At 70.8% G+C, this 10,842-nt stretch carries 12 protein-coding genes and 1 pseudogene; 10 read left to right on the top strand and 3 right to left on the bottom strand.

Translation table 11 applies throughout. The annotated features are described in order from the left end of the window. Positions 1 to 75 precede the first annotated feature (75 nt). On the bottom strand, positions 76 to 750 hold the full coding sequence (locus tag GA0115233_RS38350; protein WP_093725182.1) for a lysophospholipid acyltransferase family protein: 675 nt from the start codon (positions 748 to 750) through the stop codon (positions 76 to 78). A gap of 333 nt (positions 751 to 1,083) precedes the next feature. Here GA0115233_RS38350 and GA0115233_RS38345 point away from each other — a divergent pair, with 333 nt between their 5' ends. From GA0115233_RS38345 to GA0115233_RS38335, 3 genes are all read left to right on the top strand, one after another. Next, entirely contained in the window at positions 1,084 to 2,286 is a 1,203-nt protein-coding gene (locus tag GA0115233_RS38345; RefSeq protein ID WP_093725184.1) for a glycerophosphodiester phosphodiesterase, read from the top strand. A 74-nt stretch (positions 2,287 to 2,360) separates the two neighbouring features. Beyond that, a complete protein-coding gene (locus tag GA0115233_RS38340) occupies positions 2,361 to 2,867 on the top strand; it encodes an RNA polymerase sigma factor (RefSeq protein ID WP_093725180.1) in 507 nt (168 codons plus the stop codon). A gap of 45 nt (positions 2,868 to 2,912) precedes the next feature. Continuing rightward, positions 2,913 to 3,410 carry a GNAT family N-acetyltransferase gene (locus GA0115233_RS38335; RefSeq protein ID WP_093725178.1) on the top strand — a complete coding sequence of 166 codons (498 nt, stop codon included), beginning with the start codon at positions 2,913 to 2,915 and terminating at the stop codon, positions 3,408 to 3,410. Here the strand turns inward: GA0115233_RS38335 and GA0115233_RS38330 are convergent. Then, positions 3,400 to 3,816 (bottom strand): hypothetical protein, encoded by a 417-nt coding sequence (locus GA0115233_RS38330; RefSeq protein WP_093725176.1) that lies wholly within the window; start codon positions 3,814 to 3,816, stop codon positions 3,400 to 3,402. The genes GA0115233_RS38335 and GA0115233_RS38330 overlap by 11 nt on opposite strands. Before the next feature lies 1 nt (position 3,817). Then, the gene (locus tag GA0115233_RS38325; protein ID WP_093725174.1) at positions 3,818 to 4,177 is read right to left on the bottom strand and encodes a hypothetical protein; all 360 of its coding nucleotides are present in this window, start codon (positions 4,175 to 4,177) and stop codon (positions 3,818 to 3,820) included. Between the two features lie 69 nt (positions 4,178 to 4,246). Between GA0115233_RS38325 and GA0115233_RS38320 the strand changes: the two genes are divergently transcribed. The 7 genes and pseudogenes from GA0115233_RS38320 to GA0115233_RS38290 form a co-directional block, all read left to right on the top strand. After that, on the top strand, positions 4,247 to 4,897 hold the full coding sequence (locus GA0115233_RS38320) for an HAD family hydrolase (RefSeq protein ID WP_093725172.1): 651 nt from the start codon (positions 4,247 to 4,249) through the stop codon (positions 4,895 to 4,897). A 328-nt stretch (positions 4,898 to 5,225) separates the two neighbouring features. Continuing rightward, on the top strand, positions 5,226 to 6,260 hold the full coding sequence (locus GA0115233_RS38315) for a methionine ABC transporter ATP-binding protein (RefSeq protein WP_093725170.1): 1,035 nt from the start codon (positions 5,226 to 5,228) through the stop codon (positions 6,258 to 6,260). Beyond that, a complete protein-coding gene (locus tag GA0115233_RS38310) occupies positions 6,257 to 7,000 on the top strand; it encodes a methionine ABC transporter permease (RefSeq protein ID WP_093725168.1) in 744 nt (247 codons plus the stop codon). Before GA0115233_RS38315 ends, GA0115233_RS38310 begins: the two co-directional genes overlap by 4 nt. A gap of 65 nt (positions 7,001 to 7,065) precedes the next feature. Then, positions 7,066 to 7,908: a MetQ/NlpA family ABC transporter substrate-binding protein gene (locus tag GA0115233_RS38305; protein WP_093725166.1), complete on the top strand. Its 843-nt coding sequence runs from the start codon at positions 7,066 to 7,068 to the stop codon at positions 7,906 to 7,908. 142 nt (positions 7,909 to 8,050) lie between these two features. Next, entirely contained in the window at positions 8,051 to 8,689 is a 639-nt protein-coding gene (locus tag GA0115233_RS38300; protein ID WP_093725164.1) for a GNAT family N-acetyltransferase, read from the top strand. A 67-nt stretch (positions 8,690 to 8,756) separates the two neighbouring features. Continuing rightward, the gene (gene cbiE, locus GA0115233_RS38295; RefSeq protein WP_093725162.1) at positions 8,757 to 9,968 is read left to right on the top strand and encodes a precorrin-6y C5,15-methyltransferase (decarboxylating) subunit CbiE; all 1,212 of its coding nucleotides are present in this window, start codon (positions 8,757 to 8,759) and stop codon (positions 9,966 to 9,968) included. Between the two features lie 368 nt (positions 9,969 to 10,336). Next, positions 10,337 to 10,842 (top strand): annotated as a pseudogene (locus GA0115233_RS38290) (5,6-dimethylbenzimidazole synthase); the annotation flags it as partial.

The raw sequence follows: 10,842 nt of genomic DNA, 5'->3' as shown, positions 1-10,842 counted from the left end.
GCAGCACACGCCCGCCAGGGCAGACACAACCGGCAAACAAAAGGGGGCGCGGGAACCAACCCCGCGCCCCAAAAACTACGCCGCTTCCTTCGCCTTCGTGGCGTACATGTCCACGTACTCCTGCCCCGACAACCGCATGACCTCCGCCATCACGGAGTCGGTCACGGCACGCAGCACATACCGGTCCCGGTCCATCCCCTCGTACCGGGAGAACTCCATCGCCGGACCGAACCGCACCGTCACCTTGCACGGCCGCGGCATCCCCGCACCCCCCGGCTGAATCCGGTCCGTGCCGATCATCGCGAACGGCACCACAGGCGCCCCGGTCATCAGCGTCAGCCGTGCGATCCCGGTCCGCCCCCGGTACAGCCGCCCGTCGGGCGACCGCGTGCCCTCGGGGTAGATGCCGAAGACCTTGCCCTCCTCCAGCACCCGCCGCCCGGTCATCAGCGCGGCGACACCGCCCCGGCCGCCGTCCCGGTCCACCGGGATCATGCCGACCCCGGTGAAGAACCAGGCCATCAGCCGGCCCTTGATGCCCTTGCCGGTGACGTACTCGTCCTTGCCGATGAAGTACACCTGCCGGTCGCAGACCAGCGGAAGGATCATCGAGTCGATGAACGTGAGATGGTTGCCCGCGAGGATCACGGGGCCGTCACCAGGGATGTGCTCCGCGCCCTCCACCCTGGGGCGGAACATCAGGCGCATGATCGGTCCGAGCACTGCCTTGATGAGCGCGAAGCGGGACAACGGGCCCTCCGGTGTCAAGGTGTCCTTATAAGTATGTGCAGGTGAGGACGATACTCGCGGTTCCCGGGGTCGCGCACATCGGGTTCACCGAGGTCTTACTCATTGTTGACGTGGGTTTACCTGCGGTGAAGCCCGGCCACGGGCCGGAAACCCGCCCGGAACGATGTGACGGACATCGCCCGCACCCACCCCGGGAGAGTCGACACTCCGTCAGAATCCGCTCCTCACAGGACATCTGCTGTCACCCATGTGTTCGTACCGAGGTCTCCCGAAGGCCATGACCGGGCACCTACCATCGGGCCGCACTGACCAGCCGAGGGCAGGAGGATGTTCATGGAGGCGCAGGACCCGGAAGCGCAGGACCCGGAAGAGCGGGGCTCGCAAGAGCGGCGGCACGGCACCGGTCGCCGGGCACTGCTGGGCGCGGCGGTACTCGGCGCGGGCGGCGCGGTCATCGGCCTGTCCGGCACCGCGGCGGCAGCGGGGGGCGGCCGCGGGAACGGAGGCGGCGGCGTGCGGAGCCTGCCCAGACCGACGATCATCGGACACCGCGGCGCCAGCGGCTACCGCCCCGAGCACACCCTGGCCTCGTACCGGCTCGCCCTGGACCTGGGCGCGGACATCGTCGAGGCCGGCGACCTGGTGCCCACCAAGGACGGCCACCTCGTCTGCCGCCACGAGCCGGAGATCGGCGGCACCACGGACGTCGCCGACCACCCCGAGTTCGCGGACCGCAAGGCCACCAAGCAGCTCGACGGCGTGCCCGTCACCGGCTGGTTCACCGAGGACTTCACACTCGCCGAGCTCAAGACGCTCCGCGCGGTCGAGCGCATCCCCGGGAACCGCCCGCACAACACCCTCTACAACGGCCGCTTCGAGATCCCCACCTTCGAGGAGGTGCTGCGCTGGCAGGACAAGCAGTCCCGCAAGCGAGGCAAGCAGGTGTGGATCTACCCCGAGCTAAAGCACCCCACCTACTTCCGCAAGCTCGGCCTCGGCCTGGAGGAGCGGATCGCGAAGGTGCTGCGGAGGCACGGCAAGGACAAGCGGAACTCCCCGGTCATCGTCCAGTCCTTCGAACCGACCAGCATCCAGCGCCTGGACAGGCTCGTCGGCAACCCCCTCGTCGTCCTGCTCTCCGGCGCGGACACCCGGCCGTACGACTTCGAGGAGAGCGGCGACCCGCGGACCGTCGCCGACCTGATCACCCCGGCCGGGCTGCGCGAAATCGCCTCCTACGCCCAGGGCATCGGCCCCACCCTCGACCTGGTCATCCCGAAGGACGCCGACGGCAGGCTCACCGAACCGACCACCCTGGTCGCCGACGCGCACCGAGCGGGCCTGCTCCTGCATCCCTGGACGATGCGCAACGAGAACCCCTTCCTGCCCGCCGACTTCCGCAAGGGCACCGACCCCGACGCCTACGGCGATGTCTTCGGCGCCTACCGGGCGTACTTCGCCACCGGCATCGACGGCGTCTTCACCGACCAGCCGGACACGGGTGTACTGGCCCGCGAGGAGTTCGTCAACGACTGAGGCGTATGCCCCGGTTGGGGTGAGAAACGGCCGTCCGGGCAACCCGCCGCCCGGGCGGCCGCGTCGTGCCGCACATGAGGCACGAACTCGTCCTGACCCTGCGCCCCCTGCTCACCGCCGAGGCGTCCGCGGAGGCCCACGCCTCCGGGACCGAGCCCGGCGACCTGGAGCAGGCGGTCTGGCTGCGCCTGCTGGAGCTGCTCGACGCGCAGGGCCCGCCGCCCGACCCCGAGCGCTGGCTGCGCTCCGCCGTCCGCTCCGAGGGCCGCCGCAGCCGCCGTACCCACCACATCGAACGGCCGTACGCCGACGAGCCCGCGGACGAGCCCGGCCGCGACCCCGCCCACCTCGCGGTCGCCGCCGCCCGGCGCCGAGCACTGCGCGACGCCGTCCGCCGGCTGCCCGGCCGCTGTCCCCGGCTGGTGGAGGCGCTGCTCTCCCCGCGCGATCTGACATACCGGGAGATCGCGGGGGAGTTGGGTATCTCACAGGGCAGTCTTGGCCCGGAACGTTCCAGATGCCTGGCTTGTCTCCGGCGATTGCTCGCGCCGGAGGTTGCGGCTCGGACGGCGCGGGGATAGGAGTGAGGAACGACCGGTGATCAGATGAGCGGAAGGCGTGCGCACATGGGCATGAGCGTGACCATCTCTGCGGCGACCGAGCAGGACGCGGAGCAGATCTTCAAGCTGCAGTACCTCTGCTTCCAGAGCGAGGCGGCCCTGTACGGCAACTACCGCATCGACCCGCTCGTCCAGACACTGGACTCGGTGCGCGCGGAAGTCGCCGAGGACTGCGTCTTCGTGGCCCGGCTCGGCGACGAAGTGGTCGGCTCGGTGCGCGGCTCGGTCACCGAGGACGGCGCCGCCGCCATCGGCAAGCTCTGCGTCCACCCGCGCCTGCAGGGCCACGGCATCGGCGCCCGGCTGCTGAAGGCGGCCGAGTCCGCCCTCGCCGAGGAGCGCGGCGCCAAGCGCTTCCGGCTGCACACCGGCCACCGCAGCGAGGTCAACCTGCGGCTGTACCGCAAGGTGGGCTACACCGCGGTCGGCACCTCCGAGGGTTCCGACGGGGTACCGATGATCGTTCTGGAGAAGCCCGCCGGGACCTACGCGGCTACGGCCTGACCGAGCCCGCCCGGCGCAGCCAGTACACCGCCGACAGCGGCAGCAGCACCGGGATGAACAGATAGCCCATGCCGTAGTCGGACCAGACCGTCGCGTCGGGGAAGGCCGACGGGTCCAGCAGGGTCCAGGTACCGACGACCAGCACGCCCGCGAGCTCGGCGGCGCAGCAGTACAGCGCCGCCTTCCGGGCCGTTTCGCCGCCCCTGACCAGCGTGTACGTGATGAAGCCGTAGACCAGCCCCGCCACCGCCGACAGCGAGTAGGCGAGCGGGGCGCGGTCGAAGTCGGTCGCGATCTGGTACGCCGAGCGCGACACCGCGCCGACCACCATCACGCCGTACAGCCACACCAGCAGCATGCCGGGCCCGCTGATCAGGCGGGTCCGCTTCTCCTCCACGGCCGTCATCTCAGCCTCCCCAGATGTCATAGAGCCGGACCTCCAGCACGGCCAGCACCACGGCGCCCGCGGAGACCGTGATCGAGCCCCACTTGGTCCGCTCGGCCAGCGACATGAACCCGGCCGCCGGGATGCACGCGAACGCGCCCAGCAGATACGCCACGAAGATCGTCGTGCCCTGCTCCGGGTCCTGGCCGCGGGCCAGCTGCACGATGCCGACCACGAGCTGGATCAGCGCCAGCGCGGTCACCACGGCCATCCCGATGAAGTGCCAGTCCTTCGTCGGCTGGTCCCGGTAGGCGGCGAAGCCGCACCACGCGGCGAGCAGCAGGGCGGCGACGCCGGTCAGAAGCGTCAGGGCATCAAGCATGCAGCGACCCTATTACGGGCCATACCGCCCGGTGCGGGCGACCCCGGCGGGCACCGTAGGGTCGATGGTATGTACATCCACGCCGAAGCCCTGCTGTTCGACAACGACGGCACCCTCGTCTCCTCCCTCGCCTCCGTGGACCGCTGCTGGACGCGGTGGGCGAAGGAGTACGGCATCACCGCCGAACAGTTCGCCGCCATCGAACTGCACGGCCGCCCGGCCGTCGAGATAGCCGCCGACCTGCTGCCCGCCGACATCGTGCCGGAGGCCGTGGCGCGCATCGAGGCGCTGGAGGTGGAGGACGTGCCGAACGGAGGCGTGGAACTGCTGCCCGGCACCGCGGACTTCCTCGCCGCGCTGCCCGCCGACCGCTGGGCCGTGGTGACCTCCGCCACCCACCGGCTCGCCGAGGCCCGTCTGGACGCCGTCGGCATCCTGCCCAAGACCCTGGTCTCGGCCGACGACATCACCCGCGGCAAGCCCGACCCCGAGCCCTACCTGCTCGCCGCCCGCCTGCTCGGCGTCGACCCGGCCCGCTGCGTCGTCTTCGAGGACGCCCCCGCGGGCCTCCAGGCGGGCCGCGCCGCCGGGATGACCACCGTGGCCTTGACCACAACCCACCAGGCCCACCAGCTCGACGCCGACCTGGTGGTGAAGGACCTCTCGGCCCTGTCCGCCCAGGTCACAGCCTCGGGCGTGGAGATCTCCGTCCGCCGCTGAGAGGTGTCCATCGCTGTCCGCAATGCGGACAGCGGTTCCGGGTTTCGTGATTCGGTCTGCTTTACTGATCGCATGACCACGACGAGCACCCGCATCCTTGCGACCGAGGCGACCATGACGCCCGGTGCTCGCTGTATGTGTCGAATGTGCGCCTTCTAGAGGGCCCCCGCACCACTTCCCCCTGAGCCTCGCGCCCCGAAGCGAGCCGTCGCGGCCTGTCTCCGTACGCCCCCTTTGCGACGTACGTGACCCAGCTGCCCCGCGCACACCTTCCCTCCCGTACCCGGGCACACCCACGCCCGCGTACTCGAAAGTGACGGAAACCCCAGTGATCACCACATCGGGCCTGACCAAGGTCTACCGCGCCCGCGGTCGAGAGGTCACCGCCCTCGACGGCGTCGATCTGCACGTCCGCGAAGGCGAGGTGTACGGCGTCATCGGCCAGTCCGGCGCCGGCAAGTCCTCCCTCATCCGCTGCGTCAACCTCCTGGAGCGCCCCACCTCCGGCACGGTCACCGTCGCCGGGCAGGACCTCACCGCCCTCGCGGGCCGCGGACCGCGCGCCGGCAAGGAACTGCGGCGGGCGCGCAGCCGGATCGGCATGGTCTTCCAGCACTTCAACCTGCTGTCCTCGCGGACCGTGCAGGACAACGTCGAACTGCCGCTGGAGATCCTCGGCGTCTCCGGCCGGGAGCGCTCCCGGAAGGCGCTCGAACTGCTCGACCTGGTCGGCCTCGCCGACAAGGCCAAGGTCTACCCGGCGCAGCTGTCCGGCGGTCAGAAGCAGCGCGTGGGCATCGCCCGCGCCCTGGCCGGCGACCCCAAGGTGCTGCTCTCCGACGAGGCCACCAGCGCCCTGGACCCCGAGACCACCCGCTCCATCCTCCAGCTGCTGCGCGACCTCAACCGGCAGCTCGGCCTGACGGTCCTGCTCATCACGCACGAGATGGACGTCGTGAAGTCCGTCTGCGACTCCGCCGCGCTCATGGAGCGGGGCCGCATCGTGGAGTCCGGCACCGTCAGCGAACTGCTCGCCACCCCGGGCTCCAAGCTCGCCGGGGCGCTGTTCCCGGTGGGCGGCGAGGCCACCGGCGAGGACCGCACGGTCGTCGACGTCACCTTCCACGGCGAGAGCGCCACCCAGCCGGTCATCTCCCAGCTGTCGCGCACCTACAACGTCGACATCTCCATCCTCGGCGCCGCCATCGACACCGTCGGCGGCCTCCAGGTCGGCCGGATGCGCATCGAACTGCCCGGCCGCTACGAGGACAACGTGGTGCCGATCGGCTTCCTGCGCGAACAGGGCCTGCAGATAGACGTCGTGGGCCAGGAGCCCGTACTGGTCAAGGAAGGTGCCAAGTGACCTGGTCCGAGATGCAGCCCCTGCTGGAGCAGGCGTGTTGGGACACCCTGTACATGGTCGGCTGGTCCACGCTCATCGCCGTCGTCGGCGGACTGCCGCTGGGCATCCTCCTCGTCCTCACCGACAAGGGCGGACTGCTCCAGAACGTGGTCGCCAACAAGGTGATCGGGCAGGTCGTGAACATCGCCCGGTCGATGCCGTTCATCATCCTGATGGTCGCGCTGATGGGCTTCACCCGCACCATCACCGGCACCACGATCGGCCGCGAGGCCGCCATCGTGCCGCTCGCCGTGGGCGCCATCCCGTTCTTCGCCCGCCTCGTTGAGACGGCTGTCCGCGAAGTGGACGGCGGGCTCGTCGAGGCCGTGCAGTCGATGGGCGGCAACACCTGGACGGTCGTGCGCAAGGTCCTCGTCCCCGAGTCCCTGCCCTCGCTGATCGCCTCCACCACGACCACGATCGTCGCCCTCATCGGCTACTCCGCGATGGCCGGCACGGTCGGCGCGGGCGGACTCGGCGACATCGCCATCCGCTACGGCTACCAGCGCTTCGAGACCGATCTGATGTGGATCACTGTCGGCATCCTCGCCGTGGTCATCTCCCTCATCCAGTTCGCCGGCGACTACGCGGCCCGCACCCTGCACCGCCGCGGCGGCCGCTCGGGCGCGGCGCCCAAGCTGCGGCTGCTGAAGGCCGCCACGCAGCCCGCGGGCACCGGCCTGCCGCCCAACGCGGGCTGAGCCCCGCCCCACCCCGGAACTCCCCGTCCCACCCCGACGGGGTCGCACCACCAAGGAAAGGCACCGTGCGTAACACCGCCAAGATCACCACCGCCGTCCTCGCCGCCGGAGCCCTCACCTTCGGGCTCACCGCCTGCGGCTCCTCCGACAAGGACTCCGCTTCCTCCTCCGCCTCCGACACCAGCAAGCCGCTGGTCGTCGCCGCGAGCCCCGTCCCGCACGCCGAGATCCTGACCTTCGTCAAGGACAACCTCGCCAAGGACGCCGGCCTCGACCTGGAGGTCAAGGAGTTCACCGACTACGTCACGCCGAACACGGCGACGGAGGACGGATCGGTCGGCGCCAACTACTTCCAGAACCAGCCGTACCTGGACGACTTCAACAAGAAGAACGGCACGCACATCGTGCCCAGCGTCACGGTGCACCTGGAGCCGCTCGGCCTGTACTCCAACAAGGCCAAGAGCGCCGAGGACCTCAAGAGCGGTGCCACCGTCGCCGTCCCCAACGACACCGTGAACGAGGCCCGGGCGCTCAAGCTGCTCGCCGACAACGGCCTCATCACCCTCAAGGACGGCGTCGGCAACGAGGCGACCCCCGCGGACATCGTCAAGAACCCCAAGAACCTGAAGTTCAAGGAGCTGGAGGCGGCCCAGACCCCGCGCTCCCTGAACGACGTCGACGCCGCCGTCATCAACGGCAACTACGCCATCGAGGCCGACCTCAAGCCCGCCGACGACGCCCTGGTCCTGGAGTCCGCCGACAACAACCCCTACGGCAACTTCCTCGCCGTGAAGGAGGGCAACGAGAACGACCCGCGCGTGAAGAAACTCGCCAAGCTCCTGACCTCGCCCGAGGTCAAGAAGTTCATCGAGGACAAGTACGCCGGTTCGGTCATCGCCTCCTTCTGAACTGACTCCGTGTGAGTCGCGACCGCATCACGGGTTCCGCCCACGTCGAACAGGGCGGACCCCGTGGTGCGGTTCGGTGCTTTCATGCTGCATGCTGGGCAGTTCAGCAGGCCCGACGGTTTCGAAGGTTACGGAGCGGCGCATGACGAGCACCTTCCCCAACATCTCCATCAGCACGGAGCGGTTGGTGCTGCGTCCTCTCGACGAGGACGACGTGACCGCCCTGGCCGAGATGATGAACGACGAGCAGGTGGCCGCCTGGACGGACGTCCCGCAGCCCTTCACCGAGGACGGCGCGCGCACCTGGATCACCGAACACGCGCCCACCGAACGGGAGTCGGGCCGCGGCCTGGACCTCGCCGTCGCCGAGTTCCTCACCCAGCGCCTGGTCGGGATCGTCCAACTGACCAGGACCAACTGGCACATCCGCTCCACCGAGCTGTCGTACATCATCGCCCCCTGGGCCCGCGGTGAGGGCTACGCCTCCGAGGCCGCCCTCGCCACCGCCCAATGGCTGTTCGGCGACCAGAAGTTCGAGCGCATCGAACTGCGCACCGCCGCCGACAACACCGCCTCCCAGCAGGTCGCCCAGAAGATCGGCTGCATCAGCGAGGGCGTCCTGCGCAACGCCTGCATAGCGCACGTCCGCACCGAGGACGGCACCTGGGCCGACGTCCGCACCGACTTCATCGTCTGGAGCCTGCTCCCGGAGGACCTGGAGGGCACCGTGGATCAGCTCGCCGACTCCGGCGGCTTCCCCACCTATTCCCACTGGAACTGATCACCGCCGGACGGGATACCCTCGGGCTGACCCCTCCACCTGCGCAAACCCCTGGAGACTGACGACGATGGCCGACCGGGTCACGGTGATCGGCTGGGACGGCTCGCCGCTGACCGACGCGGCACGCTCCGCGCTCGGTGCCGCCACTCTGGTGGCCGGTGCCGCCCACCACCTGGCGCTGCCCGAGGTGCCGCCCGGCGCCGAGCGCATCCGGCTCGGCAGCGTCGCCCTGGCCGCCCGGCGGATCGCCGGCCACCGCGGCACCGCCGTGGTGCTCGCCGACGGCGACCCCGGCTTCTTCGGCGTCGTACGGACCCTGCGCGCGCCGGAGTTCGGCCTGGAGGTCGAGGTCGTGCCCGCCGTCTCCTCGGTCGCCGCCGCCTTCGCCCGCGCCGGTATGCCCTGGGACGACGCACAGGTGGTCGTCGCACACCGGCGCACCCTGCGACGCGCGGTGAATGTGTGCCGCGCCCACACCAAGGTCGCCGTCCTCACCTCACCCGGCGCGGGCCCCGCCGAACTGGGGCTGCTCCTGGAGGGCGTCCACCGCACCTTCGTGATCTGCGAGGAACTGGGCACCGAGCGCGAGCAGGTCACCGTCGTCACCTCCGACAAGGCCGCCGACCACAGCTGGCGCGACCCCAATGTCGTGATCGTCATCGGCGGCCCGGCCCAGGGCACCGAGGGCGGCGGCTGGATCGCGGGCCGGGACCCGGCGACCGGTCCGCGCGGCTGGACCCTGCCCGCCGAGACCTACGGCGGCCTCATGGGCGAGGGCGAGCTGGAACCGCTGCGCGCCGCCCAACTCGCCCGGCTCGGACCGCGCGTCGGCGACCTGGTGTGGGACATCGGCTGCGGCAGCGGCGCCTTCGCCGCCGAGGCCGCCCGCGCCGGGGCCGCCGTCATCGCCGTGGACCGCGACCCGCGCGCCTGCGAGCGCACCGAGGCCAACGCCCGCGCCCTCGGCGTCCAGCTCCAGACCGTCCAGGGCACCGCCCCGCACGTCCTGGAGAACCTCCCGGAACCGGATGTCGTCCGGGTCGGCGGCGGGGGAGCGGCCGTCGTCTCGGCGGTCGCCGACCGCCGTCCGCAGCGCATCGTCACCCACGCCGCCACCCGCGACGAGGCCGAACTCGTCGGCCGCGATCTGACCGAACACGGCTACCTCGTCCAGTGCGCCCTGCTCCAGTCCGTCGAACTCGACACACGGGCCTGGACCGAGCGCGAACGGAGCGTCGCGTTCCTGCTCAGCGGCCTGTTGCCGGACCGGACGGGCTGAGACGGAAACCGTCCCCGTGATCCTGTTGTCGTACCGTGCGCGGTAGGCTGGCCGATCGTTGCACCGCACGCGGACGCCCGACGCTTCGTCGGTCAATGTCCGGAAAACCCGCCCGTTTTGGGGGGAGTGTGGTACGGCAGAACCGGAGGACGCGCAACGTGGCGCAGTCCACAGCGGGATCCTCGCGGATCATGCTGTCGTGACGGGGGAACGGCCGCGACAATGCCAGTAAATGGCTTTGTCGTCTTTGTGGACGGGTCGTTCGTGCCGCTGGGCACACACGCTCGTTCTTCACTACGGAGCGGGTCGGTGCGCCGCTCCGGGTGAGCAGGTCGCAGAAGCACTAAACCGATGGGCGAGGGGTACGCATGACCGACACCGGCCAGGTCCCGGGCGAGGGGCTGCCGGAGAACGCAGGCATGGTGGAGCAGCCGGGCGTCGCCGCGCCCGGTGCGTACACCTACCTCTCCGAGACCACCGCCGAGGACGAAGACCTGTTGCTGCTGCCCGGCGCCCAGAGCGCCTGGGGCAACGAGGTCGCTCCGCCCGCGCCGGAACCGGTCGTGGAGGCCCTGCACGAACCCGGCGCGCACGAGATGTCCGGCCGCGACAGCGGCTCCGTCGACGTCAGCGCGGTCCGTACGCCGAACCCGGCGCCGGTACCGCCGGTCACCCCGCCGCGCCCGCTGCACCTCGGCCCGCCGACCCCGGACACCTCCGCCAGCCCGGTCCGCTCTCTCGCGGACCGCGGCGCCGTGGGCGCGCCGGTACGGCAGCCCGGGCCGCCCACCGCCGGTCCCGAGTACCTGGATGTCGCCCAGCCGCAGCCCGCGGCGCCCTGGGGCGCGCCCGCACCGGCCCCCGCGCAGGCCGC

Source organism: Streptomyces sp. DI166 (genome assembly GCF_900091315.1).
Taxonomy (GTDB): domain Bacteria; phylum Actinomycetota; class Actinomycetes; order Streptomycetales; family Streptomycetaceae; genus Streptomyces; species Streptomyces fuscus.
Note: the sequence above shows the minus strand (reverse complement) of the source record. Positions and strands in the feature narration are given on the sequence as shown.

Excerpts from the sequence above, each read along its gene's own strand:
- GA0115233_RS38345 (WP_093725184.1), top strand. The coding sequence starts at position 1,084 with ATGGAGGCGCAGGACCCGGAAGCGCAGGACCCGGAAGAGCGGGGCTCG.
- GA0115233_RS38340 (WP_093725180.1), top strand. The coding sequence starts at position 2,361 with ATGAGGCACGAACTCGTCCTGACCCTGCGCCCCCTGCTCACCGCCGAG.
- GA0115233_RS38335 (WP_093725178.1), top strand. The coding sequence starts at position 2,913 with ATGGGCATGAGCGTGACCATCTCTGCGGCGACCGAGCAGGACGCGGAG.
- GA0115233_RS38330 (WP_093725176.1), bottom strand. The coding sequence starts at position 3,816 with ATGACGGCCGTGGAGGAGAAGCGGACCCGCCTGATCAGCGGGCCCGGC.
- GA0115233_RS38325 (WP_093725174.1), bottom strand. The coding sequence starts at position 4,177 with ATGCTTGATGCCCTGACGCTTCTGACCGGCGTCGCCGCCCTGCTGCTC.
- GA0115233_RS38320 (WP_093725172.1), top strand. The coding sequence starts at position 4,247 with ATGTACATCCACGCCGAAGCCCTGCTGTTCGACAACGACGGCACCCTC.
- GA0115233_RS38300 (WP_093725164.1), top strand. The coding sequence starts at position 8,051 with ATGACGAGCACCTTCCCCAACATCTCCATCAGCACGGAGCGGTTGGTG.
- cbiE (WP_093725162.1), top strand. The coding sequence starts at position 8,757 with ATGGCCGACCGGGTCACGGTGATCGGCTGGGACGGCTCGCCGCTGACC.